The 16,004-nt window shown below is 30.8% G+C and carries 16 protein-coding genes; 5 read left to right on the top strand and 11 right to left on the bottom strand.

The annotated features are described in order from the left end of the window. Window positions 1–238 precede the first annotated feature (238 nt). Window positions 239–1,024 (top strand): metallophosphoesterase, encoded by a 786-nt coding sequence (locus tag GQS57_RS13825; RefSeq protein WP_165733446.1) that lies wholly within the window; start codon window positions 239–241, stop codon window positions 1,022–1,024. A 5-nt stretch (window positions 1,025–1,029) separates the two neighbouring features. Then, complete coding sequence (locus tag GQS57_RS13820) at window positions 1,030–1,626, top strand: hypothetical protein (RefSeq protein ID WP_165733445.1); 597 nt, start codon at window positions 1,030–1,032, stop codon at window positions 1,624–1,626. 81 nt (window positions 1,627–1,707) lie between these two features. On the opposite strand, the gene argH is transcribed toward GQS57_RS13820, so the two are convergent. The 11 genes from argH to GQS57_RS13765 all read right to left on the bottom strand — a co-directional run bounded on the left by argH (window position 1,708) and on the right by GQS57_RS13765 (window position 13,263). Beyond that, window positions 1,708–2,982 carry an argininosuccinate lyase gene (gene argH / locus GQS57_RS13815; protein ID WP_165733444.1) on the bottom strand — a complete coding sequence of 425 codons (1,275 nt, stop codon included), beginning with the start codon at window positions 2,980–2,982 and terminating at the stop codon, window positions 1,708–1,710. A gap of 140 nt (window positions 2,983–3,122) precedes the next feature. Beyond that, entirely contained in the window at window positions 3,123–4,190 is a 1,068-nt protein-coding gene (locus tag GQS57_RS13810) for a M20 family metallo-hydrolase (RefSeq protein WP_165733443.1), read from the bottom strand. A 2-nt stretch (window positions 4,191–4,192) separates the two neighbouring features. Further along, window positions 4,193–4,969 (bottom strand): acetylglutamate kinase, encoded by a 777-nt coding sequence (gene argB / locus GQS57_RS13805; RefSeq protein ID WP_165733442.1) that lies wholly within the window; start codon window positions 4,967–4,969, stop codon window positions 4,193–4,195. A gap of 73 nt (window positions 4,970–5,042) precedes the next feature. Then, a complete protein-coding gene (locus GQS57_RS13800) occupies window positions 5,043–5,981 on the bottom strand; it encodes an acetylornithine carbamoyltransferase (RefSeq protein WP_165733441.1) in 939 nt (312 codons plus the stop codon). Window positions 5,982–6,026: 45 nt separating this feature from the next. Then, window positions 6,027–6,791, bottom strand: coding sequence for a glutamate 5-kinase (gene proB, locus GQS57_RS13795; protein ID WP_165733440.1), 765 nt, complete (start codon window positions 6,789–6,791; stop codon window positions 6,027–6,029). Window positions 6,792–6,892: 101 nt separating this feature from the next. Continuing rightward, the gene (locus tag GQS57_RS13790; protein WP_165733439.1) at window positions 6,893–8,089 is read right to left on the bottom strand and encodes a glutamate-5-semialdehyde dehydrogenase; all 1,197 of its coding nucleotides are present in this window, start codon (window positions 8,087–8,089) and stop codon (window positions 6,893–6,895) included. 107 nt (window positions 8,090–8,196) lie between these two features. Then, on the bottom strand, window positions 8,197–9,327 hold the full coding sequence (locus tag GQS57_RS13785) for an aspartate aminotransferase family protein (protein ID WP_165733438.1): 1,131 nt from the start codon (window positions 9,325–9,327) through the stop codon (window positions 8,197–8,199). Between the two features lie 39 nt (window positions 9,328–9,366). After that, entirely contained in the window at window positions 9,367–10,158 is a 792-nt protein-coding gene (gene proC, locus GQS57_RS13780; protein WP_165733437.1) for a pyrroline-5-carboxylate reductase, read from the bottom strand. A 152-nt stretch (window positions 10,159–10,310) separates the two neighbouring features. Beyond that, window positions 10,311–11,294 (bottom strand): N-acetyl-gamma-glutamyl-phosphate reductase, encoded by a 984-nt coding sequence (gene argC, locus GQS57_RS13775; RefSeq protein ID WP_165733436.1) that lies wholly within the window; start codon window positions 11,292–11,294, stop codon window positions 10,311–10,313. A 168-nt stretch (window positions 11,295–11,462) separates the two neighbouring features. Next, window positions 11,463–12,641, bottom strand: a complete 1,179-nt coding sequence (locus tag GQS57_RS13770; RefSeq protein ID WP_165733435.1) for an argininosuccinate synthase — start codon at window positions 12,639–12,641, stop codon at window positions 11,463–11,465. A 4-nt stretch (window positions 12,642–12,645) separates the two neighbouring features. Beyond that, entirely contained in the window at window positions 12,646–13,263 is a 618-nt protein-coding gene (locus GQS57_RS13765; protein WP_165733434.1) for a GNAT family N-acetyltransferase, read from the bottom strand. A 609-nt stretch (window positions 13,264–13,872) separates the two neighbouring features. On the opposite strand from GQS57_RS13765, the gene GQS57_RS13760 reads away from it, so the two are divergent. The 3 genes from GQS57_RS13760 to GQS57_RS13750 are packed head-to-tail and all read left to right on the top strand — an operon-like array spanning window position 13,873 to window position 16,002. Continuing rightward, window positions 13,873–14,286 carry a DUF2141 domain-containing protein gene (locus GQS57_RS13760; protein ID WP_165733433.1) on the top strand — a complete coding sequence of 138 codons (414 nt, stop codon included), beginning with the start codon at window positions 13,873–13,875 and terminating at the stop codon, window positions 14,284–14,286. 31 nt (window positions 14,287–14,317) lie between these two features. Next, entirely contained in the window at window positions 14,318–15,679 is a 1,362-nt protein-coding gene (locus GQS57_RS13755; RefSeq protein ID WP_165733432.1) for a 2TM domain-containing protein, read from the top strand. Beyond that, window positions 15,679–16,002, top strand: a complete 324-nt coding sequence (locus tag GQS57_RS13750) for a 2TM domain-containing protein (protein WP_165733431.1) — start codon at window positions 15,679–15,681, stop codon at window positions 16,000–16,002. The genes GQS57_RS13755 and GQS57_RS13750 overlap by 1 nt, the downstream gene beginning before the upstream one ends. The last annotated feature ends 2 nt before the right edge of the window (window positions 16,003–16,004 follow it).

The raw sequence follows: 16,004 nt of genomic DNA, 5'->3' as shown, positions 1-16,004 counted from the left end.
TTTTGAGTTCAATTATCAATTCATAAAAGAAATATGTATTGTTTTTTGGTAGTAAAACGACTAATTATATTATTTATTTAATTCGTGAATTTTGTTATTTATGTTATTTATTTTCAAGCAGTTATGTGTGTTTGTGTTTTTGAAATTATTTTTTATTTTACTTAATGTAAGTTTATGTTTTTAAGTCGTCTATTTATTGAATAAATTTGCATTAATTTATAAAACATAGGTAAAATAAATGAAATATATTAGAATATTAATACTAGGTCTTATACTCGTTTTTACAAGCTGTAAACATCCTTTTGAGTTTAGTGTTTATGAAGCAAACGTTAAAACCGAACAACAAAATACTACTGATAAAAATTTAAAATTATTGGAGAATATTACAGTAGACTCTAAAGAATTTAAATTCGCTTTTTTGTCAGATGTACATTTTTTTTATGATCAACTTAGTACAGTAATTGATGATATTAATAAAAGAGATGACATTAAGTTTGTAATCTTTGGAGGTGATATTGCTGATCAAGCATTATTAAGGGAGTATGAAATTTTTTACGATATCATGTCTAAATTGAAGAAACCTTATCTAACGGTTATTGGAAATCATGATTATAATATCAATGGAGGAATCATCTACAAGAAAATGTTTGGTGATTATAATTATTCTTTTGAATTTAACAATAACAAGTTTGTTCTTTTTGATAATGTAGTTTGGGAAAGTGAAAAGGAGTTAGATTTTGATTGGTTAACATCAGAATTAGAAGACAATACATCTTTTAATCAAGTATTTGTTATTGCTCATATTCCTCCTTATGGAGATCAGTTTGACGATGAATTAAAAGAAAAATACATGTCTACCATGTCAGAATACAATGTTCCATTATCTATTCATGGACATACGCATAGTTATTTATATGAAGAGGGTGATGTAAGTTATCTAACTGCGCCTGCAGTTAAAGAGAAAGCGTATAATATAGTATCTGTGAAGGATAAAGGGTTTAGTGTTGAATTGATCGAATTATAAAATAAATGAAAATTAGAAAAATATTTATAGTATCTATATTGTTGTTATTATTTAACAATGTTTATGCTCAAGAAACAGTTGTAGTTAAAGAGAAATCTTGGTATGTACCAGATTATGTAAAAGCTCAATTTGCAGGAAATATTGGTCTTGTTTCTGTGGGAGCTGGTTATCAATTATTTAATGATGTTTTGTATTCAGAATTATTATATGGTTTTGTGCCTAAATTTGCTTCTAGAGCAGATAATATTCATTTAATTACCATTAAGAATACGTTTCCTATTTATAGAAAAGTAATTGGAGAAAATTTAACAATAACACCTATAGCAGGTTTTACAACAACTTTAGACATAGGAACGAATTCTTTTACTACGCTTCCTAGTTTGTACCCTGATGGATATTATGTGCCTACAGCTGTTCATTTTACTTTTTTTGGAGGAGCTTTATTGCATAAGGATTTTAAAAAGCCAAAAATTTTTAAAGGAGTAGATTTTTATTTAGAGCTTGGAACCGTAGAAACCTATTTATGGTATACAATTACGGCAAAAGATGTTAGTGTATTTGATGTATTTAGTACTGCCGTTGGAGTTAACTTTTATTTATAGCAATGATATTAAATTATTTTATAAATCAAAAAATCCAAATTCATAATGAATTTGGATTTTTTTTTGGGTTTAAAAAATATTTTACTTCGGATATTTCTCAGCAATTTTATCCAAAGATAAATTGTGAATACTTCCTACATGTGTATGCTGTTTTCCTAAATCTGGTTTATATGTTCCGGCTTGTACTTGTCCACCAATTTGTTGATACGCTTCTCTAAAAGACATACCGTCCACCACTAAATTATTGATACTATCTACGGTAAATAAATATTGATACTTTTCATCATTCAAATCAATATCTTTTACAATTACTTGTTGAATAGAATAATTAAAGATGTCTAAAATATCTTTTACGTCTTCAAAAGCTGCAATGATATTTTCTTTTAATAACTGAAAATCTCTGTGATAACCGGTTGGTAAATTATTAGTAATCATCACCATTTCGGTATGCAAAGCCTGTATTTTATTACATTTTCCACGGATTAATTCAAAAACATCAGGGTTTTTCTTGTGTGGCATAATGCTACTTCCTGTTGTTAATTCATCTGGAAAGGTGATAAACCCAAAATTCTGACTCATATACAAACAAACATCCATTGCAAAACGAGACATCGTGTTACACAATCCGCCTAAGGCGGAAGCAATAGAACGCTCACTTTTACCACGGCTTAATTGTGCTGCAACCACATTGTATTTCATGGTAGCAAATTCTAATTCTTTGGTGGTTAATTCTCTATCAATAGGAAAAGAAGAACCGTAACCTGCTGCAGAACCTAAAGGATTTTGGTCTACAACTCTAGAAACAGCATTTAACATATATACATCATCAATTAACAATTCTGCATAGGCAGAAAACCACAACCCGAAAGATGATGGCATGGCAACTTGTAAATGTGTATAACCAGGTAATAAACTTTCCTTATGCGTTTCTGCTAAACCTAAAAGTGTATCGAAAAGTGTTTTTGTTTTATCATTGATAATTGCCAAATTCTCTTTATAATACAATTGAAGTGCCACTAAAACCTGATCGTTTCTAGAACGTGCAGTATGAATTTTCTTACCAACTTCGCCTAATTTATTGGTTAATTCCCATTCAATTTTAGAGTGTACATCTTCAAAAGAAGCTTCTATAACAAAGGTTCCGTTTTCAATATCATCTGCTAATTCTTGCAATCCTCTTTTTAAATCTTTCAATTCATCCGCTGTAATAATGCCTATAGATTCTAGCATTATTGCGTGTGCTAAAGAAGCCTGAACATCATATTTTGCAATATGCATGTCAATTTCTCTATCATTACCAACCGTAAATTTTTCTATTTGTTGATCTATTGAAAATCCTTTATCCCAAAGTTTCATATTTGTAAATTTTATTTTAAAATTTAGAATCAAGATACAAGACCGTTTCACTTTTAGAGTCAAGACTAAATCTATCAGTCCTACTTATTTTCTCTTCTTGCGTCTTGGTTCTTGTCTATATTTTCTACTCTCTTTTTTCTCTATTTAATTACTCTATTCAACAACTCAACATAAATTTGAATTCCTTCTTCAATTTCTGCAAGATAAATAAATTCATTGGCAGAATGAGAACGTGTACTGTCTCCAGGTCCTAATTTTAAAGATTGGCAAGTTAACACAGATTGATCGGATAGCGTAGGAGAACCGTAAGTTTCTCTTCCCATAGCAATTCCTGCTTTTACCAAGTCATGATTTGTAGAAATACAAGAGGAGTTTAATCGTAAACTTCTTGGCGTAATTGTAGTACAAGGTGCTTTTTCTTGTAATATTTCATTAATTTCTTTATTCGAATACGCATCATTTACACGAACATCTACCACTAAATCTACATGCGCTGGAACAACATTGTGTTGAGACCCTGCAGAAATTTGTGTAACGGTCATTTTTACATCACCTAAAGCCACAGAAGGTTTCTCAAACTTAAAATCTTTAAACCACTGTAAAACTTCAATAGTATTGTAAATTGAGTTGTTATTATTTGGATGTGCTGCATGACTAGGAGTTCCTTCTACAATAGCATCAAATACAACTAATCCTTTTTCTGCAACCGCTAAATTCATTAAAGTAGGCTCGCCAACAATTGCCACATCAATATGTGGAATAATAGCTAACATACTATTCAATCCATTAGGACCACTATTTTCTTCTTCTGCAGATGCTACAATTACCAAATTGTATTTAAGGTTTTCTTGTGCGTAAAAATTAGTGAATGTAGCCATTAAAGAAACCAAACAACCACCCGCATCATTAGAACCTAAACCATATAATTTACCATCCTCTACTATGGCTTTTAAAGGATCATTGGTGTATGCCGAATTTGGATGTACGGTATCGTGATGAGAGTTTAACAATAAGGTAGGTTTGCTATCATCAAAATATTTGTTGGTTGCCCAAATATTATTTTTTGTTCTTTTAAAAGGTATTTCATTTTCTACAAACCAACCTTCTATCAATTTTGCTGTATTTTCTTCTTCTTGAGAAAATGATTGCGTTTCAATCAAGTTCTTTAAAAGAGAAATTGCGTTTTCTGTTAATTTTTCAATATTCATTTTTATAATGTTATTGTGGTAAAATTATCGTTTTCTTTAGTCAGCATAGAAGTGTTTCCAATATGTACTTTTGAAACTCCATTATTTAAAGCATCAAAACAGTTGTCTATTTTTGGAATCATTCCGTCTGTAATAATTTTAGCGTCTAATAATTCTTTATACGTATCCGTATCGATTTTTTTTACCACAGAATTTTTATCATTAAAATCTTTTAAAACACCATTTAATTCAAAACAATAATAAATATATGTTTCGTAGATTTCACTCATTCCAACTGCAATAGTACTCGCAATTGTATCTGCATTGGTATTTAATAATTGTCCGTTTCCATCGTGTGTAATTGCACAAAAAACAGGTGTAAAATTGGCTTTAATTAATTTGTCTATAGAATTAGAAGCTACTTGTTTTACATCTCCTACAAAACCAAAATCGACTTCCTTAACAGGTCTTTTTTCTGATTTTATACTGTTAATATCTGCCCCGGTTAAACCAATAGCATCTATTTGTAATGCTTGTAACTTTGCTACTATATTTTTATTAACCAAACCACCATAAACCATGGTAATTACTTCCAAGGTTTCTTCATCTGTGATACGTCTACCATTTACCATTTTAGATTCTATGCCTAATTTTGATGCAATATGCGTGGCACGTTTTCCTCCTCCATGAACCAAAATTTTGTTTCCGTCTAAGTTAGAAAATAATTTTAGAAAAGCATTTAAAGAAGTTTCATCTTCAATAATGTTTCCTCCAATTTTTATGATTGATAGTTTTTCCATTTTTTGTTTCTGTGTTTACTCGATTGCCCTTGAGGTGTTAACAAGTTATCAACTGCGTTCGACCTGACAAATGTTATAAATTTTCTAATATTTTCTTTAATACCAATTGTGCTGCATAGGTTCTGTTGTTTGCTTGCGCTATAACTAAAGAACTATCAGAATCTAAAACAGCATCTTCTACTACAACATTTCTTCTAACCGGTAAACAGTGCATAAATTTTGCTTCACCAATTTTTTCTTTGGTAATCATCCAATCTAAATCTGTTTTTAATATTTTTCCGTAATCATCGTAAGAGCTCCAGTTCTTTGTATAGATAAAATCTGCATCTTTAAAAGCTTCTTCCTGATTGTGATAAATAGGAGTGTCCTTTGTAATTTCTGAACTTAAATTATATCCTTCTGGATTTGCAATTACAAATTCAACATCCATTTTTTGCATTGCTTGTGTAAAGCTGTTAGCAACAGCGTGTGGCAAAGCCTTTACGTGTGGAGCCCAACTTAATACTACTTTTGGTTTCTTTTTTGTAGTATTTTCAGAAATAGTAATTGCGTCTGTTAAACCTTGCAAAGGATGACCAGTAGCACTTTCCATACTTACAACAGGTACAGAAGCAAATTTTACAAAAGATTCTAAAACTTCTTCAGATTCGTCTTTTTCTTTGTCTGTTAATGTAGGAAAAGCTCTTACAGCAATAATATCACAATATTGAGAAATTACAGCAGCACCTTCTTTTATATGTTCTGCAGTGGTACCGTTCATAACCGTTCCATCTCCAAATTCAATTCCCCAAGCATCTCCGGTTACATTCATTACAATAGGATCCATACCTAAGTTTAACGCTGCTTTTTGTGTACTTAAACGCGTACGTAAGCTAGAATTGAAAAACAACAATCCTAAGGTTTTGTTTTTCCCTAAAAGATTGTTATTTAATGGTTTTCTTTTCAATTCTTTGGCTTCTTGAATCCAATTGTCAATATGTTCTATGTCTTTTATGGAGGTGTAATTTTTCATTGTATTTTTTTTTGCAAGAGGTTTAAACCTCTTGTATTGTGTGTATTATTTTATTTTTGTAAACGGTACAATATTATTCATGGCGTTGGTAATAAAATTATCTTCTAATCCATTTACAATCCATGTTTCTATATTTGCATTTTTGGTTAGTTCCGCAGCTTCAATTTTAGAAGCCATTCCACCAGTACCATGAGATGATTTAGAACTCACAACTTCACCTTTTAATTCTTCAAAATTAGCTACTTCCAAAATAGTTTCTGGTGTATTATTTTTAAAGGACTCTTTGGTATAAATTCCGTTTGTGTTTGTTGCAATGATCAATAAATCTACATTAAGCAAGGTAGCTGTTAAAGCTGCTAGTTTATCATTATCACCAAACTGAATTTCGTCGGTTGCAACGGTGTCATTTTCGTTGATAATAGGAATGTAGTTGTTATTTACAAGTACATTAATAGTATTTACAATATTGCTTTTACTTTGTTGTTTTTCAAAATCTGAGTAGGAGAGGAGACATTGAGAACTCAATAATCCATACTCTCTAAATATTTCTTGATAAATTCTTATTAAGTGTGGCTGACCAATAGAAGCCAAAGCTTGTTTTACAAAAACTTCTTCGTGTTTACTTTCTAGTTTTACAAACTGTTTTGCAACGGCAATTGCTCCAGAACTTACAATTATAAACTCGCAAGTATCTTGTAATTTTGCAATCTGATTCGCAATATCTTCAATTTTTCCTCTAGAAATATTATCGGTTTCTTTGGTAAGCGTGTTAGAGCCTATTTTTAATAAAATACGTTTCTTTTTTTGCATTGTGTTTAATTACGAGTTTTACTTCTTAATTTCTCTATTTATATTTTATTGATAGTAGCTAATGGTGATAGTTTTTACTGCCAACTGCCACTGTAAAACTGTTAACTTCTTACTTGTCCATTTCCATGAACATACCATTTATTGGTAACCAAATGTTGTAAACCGATTGGCCCACGTTGGTGTAATTTATCTGTACTAATTGCTAATTCACCACCCAAACCTAATTGACCACCATCTGTAAAACGAGTAGAAGCATTATGATAGACAACTGCGGTATCTACGTTTTCCATAAATACTTTAGCTTTCTCAATTTCTTTGGTGATAATAACAGATGAGTGTCCGCCAGCATATTTGTTTATCATGGCAATTGCATTAGCATTTGAAGCAATTTCTCCAATTACAATTTTGTAATCTAAAAACTCTTCGTACCAAACTTTGTTTGATGAAATTTCTTCTAACTGATGATTTTTAGCAACAGTTACATCACCTAAAACTTCAATTTTAGATTCATTTAATTTTGATATTAATTTATTGATGAATACTTCTTTATTAGTAAGATTAGCATCAATTAAAACTTTATCAACGGCATTACAAGCAGATATTTTTGATTTTCCGTTGATGATCACATCGATTGCAATATCTAAATCAGCATCATTACTTACATACACAAAGTTGTTTCCTCGTCCGCTAATTATAACAGGACAGGTAGCGTGTTTTTTTACAAACGCAATTAAACGTTCGCCACCACGAGGAACAATTAAATCTACCTTTTGTGTTGGTTTTTCTAAAAAAGCCTGTGTTTCTGTTCTGTTGAATTGTAAATATTCTACCCAATCTGTAGCAGCATCGTGCTGTTTTAAAGCTTTGTGCCATAATTCTACAATTTTTAAATTGGAATTTAACGACTCTTTTCCTCCTTTTAATAATATTTTATTTCCGGATTTAAAAGCAATTCCTGCAGCTTCCACAGTAACATCTGGTCTCGATTCATAAATAATCAGAATCGTTCCAAAGGAAGCCGTTTTATTGTAGACTTGCATTCCGTTATCATGCTTAAAACTAAAACGCTCTACACCAACCGGATCTTCTTGTGAAGCCAAATGTTTGGCAGCAGCAATCATTTCATCCACTTTTTTATCATCTGCTTTTAAGCGATCGAACATAGAAATATCATCTCCTTTATAAGCTTCTAAATCTTTTTTGTTAATGCTGATAATGCCTGCTCTTTCTTTCTCAAGAAGTTCTGCCATTGTAAGTAAAACAGCATTTCTAGTTTCAATTGATAACAACGTATTCATTTTTTTGTATTCTTTATGGTTACAAATTTTCAGAGTAGCAAAGTTACAAAGTGAACACTCAAACTCACTTTGCAACTTTGTCGCTTTGCGCCTTTTTTTAAAACTAATTATTCCCCTAAAGCATCAACCAAAGCTTCAAAAAACTGATTGATATGCTCTTTCTTTAAAGTTAAAGGAGGTAGTATTCTTAAAAGGTTTTTATTCATAGCTCCACCTGTAAAAATATGATAGTCGTAAATTAATTTCTTACGTAAATCTCCAACCTCAAAGTCGAATTCTAAACCAAGCATTAACCCTTTTCCTTTAATATTTTTTATTTCAGGAATTGTCTTTGCAATTTTCATGAAATAGCAAGACATTTCATTTACATTGTCTATAAGGTTTTCTTCTTCAATTACCTTTAATACAGATAAACCAGCAGCACAAGCTAAGTGATTTCCTCCAAAAGTAGTCCCTAACATTCCGAATTTAGCTTCAATATCTGGGTGGATTAAAATTCCTCCAATCGGGAAACCATTTCCCATTCCTTTTGCTATAGAAATAACATCTGGAGTTACATTATAATGTTGATAAGCAAAAAACTTTCCAGATCTTCCGTATCCAGACTGAACTTCATCAGCAATAAAAAACGTGTTGTTTGCTTTACAAAGAACATCTACTTGTTCAAAAAACTCAGCAGTTGCTTGGTCTAATCCACCAACACCTTGTATAAACTCTACAATAACTGCACAAACATCACCTTTTTCTAGTTCTGTTTTTACAGCATCAATATCATTTAAATCTAAAATAGTAACCTTTTGTTGTGCGTTAATTGGTGCAATAATATTTTTATTATCTGTTGCAGCAACGGCTGCAGAAGTTCTACCATGAAAACCATTTTTAAAGGCAATAACTCTAGATTTATTGGTTTTAAAAGAAGCTAATTTTAACGCATTTTCATTTGCTTCTGCACCAGAATTACATAAAAATAATTCGTAGTCTTTACAACCTGAAAGTGCTTCTAATTTATCTGCTAATTGAACTTGTAAAGGATTCTGAATAGCATTCGAATAAAAACCTAGTTTTTCAACCTGATTAGTTATCGCTTTTACGTATTTAGGATGTGCATGACCTATAGAAATTACAGCATGTCCACCATATAAATCTAAATATTCCGTTTTGTTTTCGTCATAAACATAAACTCCTTTAGCTTTTACAGGAGTAACATTGTACAGTGGATAAACGTTAAATAATGGCATAATGATAGTTTTTAGTAACAATGGGTTTACACCCGTTGATTAGTTTTTAATTTGGTTAATTTTATCAAAAGATTTGTTGATTCCTTTAATTAAAGAAGAGCTTAAACCTTGGTGTTCCATTTCGTTTAATCCTTCAATTGTACAACCACCAGGAGTGGTAACTCTGTCTATTTCTGCTTCTGGATGATTGCCTGATTCTTTTAATAAACTAGCCGCACCAAAACAAGTTTGCATGGCTAATTTATGTGCTTCATCGGCTTCAAAACCTAACTGAATTGCGCCTTGTGTAGTGGCACGAATTAAGCGCATCCAAAAAGCAATTCCGCTTGCACAAATAACTGTTGCCGCTTGTAATTGTTCTTCCGGAATTTCCATAGACTGACCTAAGCTATTAAAAATAGTTTTGGCTAATTCCACTTTTTCTTTTCCTTTAGTATTTGGTGAAAGACAAGTCATAGATTGGCCAACAGCAGCTGCAGTATTTGGCATAGAGCGAATAATAAATTTATCGGCTCCAATAATAGCTTCTATTTTTTCTATAGAAAAACCTGTAATTACTGTAATGATCACATGGTTTTCTTTTAAAAGAGGTTTTAAATCTTTTAAAATCTTATCTAAATGTCTTGGTTGAACGGCAAATATTAGAATGTCAGAATTTTTAACAGCTTCTTCATTATCAGTAGTTAAAACTACTTCATTATAGGTATTAAAACTTGCTATTGAATTTGTATTTCGTTTTGTTAAATACAAAGAACTCACCACCTTGTTTTTTAATAAACCTTTGGCAATAGACTGTCCTAAACTTCCTGCTCCAATAATTGCTGCTTTCATAATTAATATTTTTTTGCGTTCCTAAAGGTTGCGCTTTACACTATATCTTATTTTGTTCTCGATACAAATTTTTTCAAACTGACACCAAAAAAGATGGAGCTTGTCTTGAGCGCAGTCGAAAGGTTTCAATTGCTAACGCAAGCTAGTGACTACTAGAAATAATTCGCTTTTAAATTTAAACCTAATGTTTCTTCATAACCATGCATTAAGTTTAAATTCTGAATTGCTGCACCAGAAGCACCTTTTAATAGATTATCAATAGTGGTAGTAATTAACAACTTATTGCCGTGTTTTTCCAATTGTACCAAACATTTGTTGGTGTTTACGACTTGTTTCATAAAAATGCTTTCATCAGAAACGAATGTAAAAGCTGCATCTTTATAAAACGCTTTATACATTTCTTTTGCTTCTTCAAGAGTGCCATCATACTTTGTGTACGTAGTTGCAAAAATTCCTCTAGAAAAATCACCACGATTTGGCATAAAATTAATTTCAGAATTAAAACTAGGTTGTAATTGGTTCACCGTTTGGTTGTATTCTCCTAAATGTTGGTGATTAAACGCTTTATAGTGAGAAAAGTTATTATCTCTCCAAGTAAAATGTGTGGTTGCAGATAAAGAAGTTCCTGCACCAGTTGCACCTGTTACTGCATTAATATGTACATCATCTTTTAACAAACCATTTGCTGCTAAAGGCAAAATAGCCAACTGTATTGCAGTTGCAAAACAACCAGGGTTTGCAATGTATTTTGCTGTTTTTATACTTTCTTTATCTAATTCTGGTAAACCATATACAAAATCTTTACCTTCAAAATTCTTGTCTGCAAGTAATCTAAAATCGTTACTTAGATCAATAATTTTCGTGTTATCAGAAAAACTGTTTTTTTGTAAAAAGGCAGTTGAATTTCCGTGTCCTAAGCATAAAAATAAAACATCTACATCAGCATTTATTTCACTAGTAAAAGATATTTCTGTATCACCAATTAAATCTTGATGCACTTTATACAATTTGTTACCAGCATTAGAAGTACTGTACACAAAATTGATATTTGTCTTTGGATGATTTAATAATAATCTAATTAATTCACCAGCAGTATAACCAGCTCCTCCTATAATTCCTACTTCTAATTTTTTCATACTTTTGAAAATGTTTAACTGTGTAATTGTTTAATCGTGTAATTGTTACGTTGTGTAATCGTTGTGAAAATTACCACTTAAACAATTACAAGGTTAAAAAAGTGTAACTGTTTAATTATTTAATCGTGTAAACTCAGTTACACATTTAAACAATTACACGATTCAACATTATTTGTTATTTACTTGTCTGTATATTTTATTCTGATTTCCTAAAATTTTAATAAATCCTTTTGCGTCATCTGCTGTCCAAGCTTTATTTTCTTCACCATAGGTGCTAAATGCGCTAGACATTAAATCATGGTCAGAAATAATTCCGTCTAAAGAAAAATGATAAGGCTTTAAAGAAACCACAACATTACCAGAAACCATTTTTTGAGAACTTTGTAAAAAAGCTTCTGTATCTCTCATTACAGGATCTAAATACTGACCTTCGTGTAAATGCATTCCGTAGAAACTAGATAAATACTCTTTGTGTTGTAATTGCCATTTTGTTAAGTTGTGTTTCTCTAACAAATGGTGTGCTTTTACGGTAATTAAAGCCGCTGCAGCTTCAAAACCAACTCTTCCTTTTGTACCAACAATAGTATCTCCTACATGAATATCTCTACCAATTGCATACGCAGAAGCGATGTCGTTTAATTTTTCGATATTTACTTCTGGTGCATTTTCTTGTCCATTTAAAGCAACAAATTCACCATTTTTAAAAGTTAGGGTTACTTTTTCTTCGCCTTCTTTTTCTAATTGAGAAGGATATGCTTCACTAGGTAAAGGCAATTCAGATTTTAAAGTCTCAACACCACCAACACTAGTTCCCCAAAGACCTTTGTTTACAGAGTATTTAGATTTCTCCCAAGGCATATCAATACCTTCAGATTTTAAATAATCGATTTCTTCTTGTCTTGTTAATTTTTGGTCTCTAATTGGCGTAATAATTTTGATGCCAGGAGCCAAGGTTTGAAAAATCATATCAAAACGAACTTGGTCATTTCCTGCACCTGTACTTCCGTGTGCAATATATTCTGCGCCAATACTCTTTGCATATTCTACAATTTCTATTGCCTGAATAATTCTTTCTGCACTTACAGATAAAGGATATGTAGCGTTTTTTAATACGTTACCAAAAATTAAATACTTTACTACTTTGTTGTAGAATGTAGCAACTGCATCAATATTTTTGTATGTAGAAACTCCCATTTTATAGGCGTTACTTTCAATGTGTTTTATCTCTTCTGTTGTAAATCCGCCTGTGTTAACACTTACGGCGTGTACATCATATTCTTTAGATAAACTAACTGCACAATAAGATGTGTCTAAACCTCCACTATAAGCTATTACTAATTTTTTCATAATATTATTCTTTATTTTTTTTAAGAAACAATGCTTGTTTTATTCGTTTTAATCTTTGAAATGTTTTTTCTTTAAAAGGAGTTTTCTCTTCTTTTTTTATTTTTGCAGGATCAAAAAGCATCCCCGTACACAAACACATTTTTCTGTCTGTTCTTGTTAAAACATCATAGTTTCTACAAGTTTGGCAGCCATCCCAAAAGGATTGATCGTCTGTTAACTCAGAAAAAGGTACAGGTTTGTAGCCTAAATCGCTATTTAATTTCATTACAGCAAAACCCGTTGTAATACTAAAAACTTTTGCATCTGGAAATTTAGTTCTAGAATGCTCAAATATTTTTTGTTTTATTTTTTTTGATAACCCAATATTTCTATAATTAGGGTGTACAATTAAACCAGAGTTGGCAACAAATTTTCCATGTCCCCATTGTTCTATATAGCAAAACCCTGCAAATTCACCATTTTCTAGGGCAATTACAGCATTACCGTTTTCCATTTTAGTGGCAACGTATTCTGGTTTTCTTTTTGCGATACCAGTACCTCTTACTTGTGCAGCATCTTCTATAGTTTTGCAGATAATTTCTGCGTAAACAATATGTGACTTGTTAGCAATTACAATTTCCATTGCATTGTGTTTTTTATTTGATTAAAGTTGTTGTTTGTTCTTTTTGAATGTAGAATCGGACTCACCTAAACTCTATAATTATCTAAACACCCAAAGGGCGAAAAGAAAAACTACGTCGTAAATTGTTATTGTTTAAAATAACGAAATATTGTAAGTAAGTTTTGTAAGAATTGTTCACGATAAAATAAATAAATGGATAAATACTATAATAAGTAGACTTGTAGCTAAAGTAGAATATTAGCGACGGCGGTTGCGCAAGCGCAAGCTGGGACTTATTGTAGTACATAAATTATTTATTCTTGTAGTAATCATACTGCTAAAGTAAATATTTTTTAAAAAGTATGGTCAAAAATGTAGCGCTTTTTTATCAGTTTTATCAAATTTAAACAAATTTATAGTTTGCGTTAAAAATTAATCAACAGATATCTTAAAAAATCTTTTTTTCATAATTTTTATGGTATTTAAATTAGTGCTTTTTATTTATTACTTATTATTTTATGTGAAAACTACAATTCATCCTTAAAAAATTACAACTCGGTATTCTTAAATTTATAGAACTAGGGTTGTGTTGCATCTTTGTATCATAATTAACCACTTAAACAACTTATTATGAAACTTATCTTAAGAATTTTAACAACGGCAATGTTATGTGTTACAAACTTCGTAACCGCTCAAAACAAAACAATTACAGCAACTGTTGTAAATATAACCTCAGATTCTGGTAAAGTTGGTTTTGCTTTATATGACAAAACTAATTTTAGATTGAAATCTATACAAAGTACTAATGCTACAATTGAAGCAGGGAAAAGTACAGTGATCTTTGAAGACGTAGAAGCAGGCGAATATGCAATTATTTGTTATCATGATAAAAATGATAATGATAAAATGGATTTTAAAGCGAATGGAATGCCTTTAGAAGATTATGGTGCTTCTAACAATAACATGACTTTTGGTCCGCCAAGATTTGAAGATGCAAAATTTAAGGTTAACGATAAAAATGTATCTTTAGAAATTAAATTTTAGTACGTATTTTTTACAAGAACAATTTCCCAAAATGAAGACACCTACCAACCATATTTATAATAAAATTAAAAATGATTTTATACTTTGTACAAAACTGACCATAGTTATAGGGATCGTTTTTATAATTATAAATCAACAATTTAGTTTTAAAGGTGCAGGTATAACCTTTTTAATTTCGGGAATGTATTCTTTTACTTTAGGGCTTGGAAATGGAATTATTAATGAATACTTAAATACCAAATGGGATTGGGTTAAAGAAACCAACAAAAGAGTTTGGGCAGGAATTATAACTACCGTAATTTATACAATACTTGCCGTTTTAATCATTCATTTTATACAATATGTATTACTTTTTGGGTATAAAGTAGAAAACTTCTTTCAAGGATATTTAGTTTGGGTCCATTTATTTGCAATCATATTTTCATTAGGAGTCGCTGCTTTTTTTCACGCCAAAGGTTTTATGGTGAACTGGAAATCTGCCATGACCCAAGAGACAACCAAACAAGAAATTGTTGCAAAAACAGAAACAGCAAAATTTGAGTCTTTAAAAAATCAATTAGACCCACATTTTTTATTCAATAGTTTAAATGTGTTAACTAGTTTGATTGGCGAAAATCCTGCGCAAGCAGAAAAATTTACAACTAAATTATCTAAGGTATACAGATATGTTTTAGAGCAAAGAAACAAAGATTTAGTGCCTATTGAAGAAGAATTGAAATTTGCAAAAACGTATATGCAATTGTTAGAAATGCGTTTTGAAGATGCCGTGAAATTTAATATTCCGGATACCATAAGTAATAACGACTTAAAAATCGTGCCACTGTCTTTGCAACTTTTGTTAGAAAATGCGGTAAAACACAATGTGGTTTCATCTTCTAAACCTTTAACAGTTAGTATTTATGAAGAAGATACTTATTTAATTATAGAAAATAATGTAAATCCTAAAGAGGCAATAGGGAAAAGTACCAAAGTTGGGTTGCAGAATATTGCGGATAGATATGGATTGATCACTCAAAAAGGAGTGAAAATAGAAAACAATAACAAAACTTTTAAGGTGAGTTTACCTCTCTTATATAAAATGAACGACATTATGTACAACGACGATTTAGAAAACAGCAGATATGTAAAAGCAGTAGAACGAGTAGAAAAATTAAAAGAATTTTATCAGAATTTAGCAGCTTACTGTATTGTAATTCCTTTTTTAATTTTTATCAATTTAAGGTTCTCTTCAGGATTTCACTGGTTTTGGTTTCCAATTTTTGGATGGGGAATGGGATTGGCGTTTCACTTTTTAGAAGTAAATAACTACAATATTTTCTTAGGGAATAATTGGGAGGAAAGAAAGATAAAAGAAATGATGGAAAAGGAGAATCAGCATAAAAACAGAAGATAATGGAAAAGGACCTTACACAAGAACAAAAATATATTTTAGCAAAGAAAAGAGTTGAAAAGATTAGTAAATTCTATAAACACCTGGCGACTTATGTTATTGTAAACAGCTTTTTAAGTGCTATTTTTATAGTTGGAGACATGAATGATGGAGACACGTTTATGGAAGCTTTTTCTAATTATTATAATTATAAAATTTGGTTTTTTTGGGGAATCGGAATTGCTTTTCAGGCTTTGAATACTTTTGGATTGAGTTTGTTTATGAATAAAGATTGGGAACAAAAGAAGATTCAGAAGTATATGGATGAACAAAATTATAGAAGATAATT

This window comes from Polaribacter sp. 20A6, from assembly GCF_011378915.1.
Taxonomy (GTDB): Bacteria; Bacteroidota; Bacteroidia; order Flavobacteriales; family Flavobacteriaceae; genus Polaribacter; species Polaribacter sejongensis.
The sequence above is the reverse complement of the archived record's forward strand: the minus strand, read 5'-3'. Positions and strand labels throughout refer to the sequence as shown.

Excerpts from the sequence above, each read along its gene's own strand:
- GQS57_RS13825 (WP_165733446.1), top strand. The coding sequence starts at position 239 with ATGAAATATATTAGAATATTAATACTAGGTCTTATACTCGTTTTTACA.
- GQS57_RS13760 (WP_165733433.1), top strand. The coding sequence starts at position 13,873 with ATGAAACTTATCTTAAGAATTTTAACAACGGCAATGTTATGTGTTACA.
- GQS57_RS13770 (WP_165733435.1), bottom strand. The coding sequence starts at position 12,641 with ATGAAAAAATTAGTAATAGCTTATAGTGGAGGTTTAGACACATCTTAT.
- argB (WP_165733442.1), bottom strand. The coding sequence starts at position 4,969 with ATGGAAAAACTATCAATCATAAAAATTGGAGGAAACATTATTGAAGAT.
- proB (WP_165733440.1), bottom strand. The coding sequence starts at position 6,791 with ATGCAAAAAAAGAAACGTATTTTATTAAAAATAGGCTCTAACACGCTT.
- argH (WP_165733444.1), bottom strand. The coding sequence starts at position 2,982 with ATGAAACTTTGGGATAAAGGATTTTCAATAGATCAACAAATAGAAAAA.
- GQS57_RS13820 (WP_165733445.1), top strand. The coding sequence starts at position 1,030 with ATGAAAATTAGAAAAATATTTATAGTATCTATATTGTTGTTATTATTT.
- GQS57_RS13790 (WP_165733439.1), bottom strand. The coding sequence starts at position 8,089 with ATGAATACGTTGTTATCAATTGAAACTAGAAATGCTGTTTTACTTACA.
- GQS57_RS13800 (WP_165733441.1), bottom strand. The coding sequence starts at position 5,981 with ATGAAAAATTACACCTCCATAAAAGACATAGAACATATTGACAATTGG.
- GQS57_RS13785 (WP_165733438.1), bottom strand. The coding sequence starts at position 9,327 with ATGCCATTATTTAACGTTTATCCACTGTACAATGTTACTCCTGTAAAA.
- GQS57_RS13755 (WP_165733432.1), top strand. The coding sequence starts at position 14,318 with ATGAAGACACCTACCAACCATATTTATAATAAAATTAAAAATGATTTT.
- proC (WP_165733437.1), bottom strand. The coding sequence starts at position 10,158 with ATGAAAGCAGCAATTATTGGAGCAGGAAGTTTAGGACAGTCTATTGCC.
- GQS57_RS13750 (WP_165733431.1), top strand. The coding sequence starts at position 15,679 with ATGGAAAAGGACCTTACACAAGAACAAAAATATATTTTAGCAAAGAAA.
- GQS57_RS13765 (WP_165733434.1), bottom strand. The coding sequence starts at position 13,263 with ATGGAAATTGTAATTGCTAACAAGTCACATATTGTTTACGCAGAAATT.
- GQS57_RS13810 (WP_165733443.1), bottom strand. The coding sequence starts at position 4,190 with ATGAATATTGAAAAATTAACAGAAAACGCAATTTCTCTTTTAAAGAAC.
- argC (WP_165733436.1), bottom strand. The coding sequence starts at position 11,294 with ATGAAAAAATTAGAAGTAGGAATTATAGGAGGAGCTGGTTATACTGCT.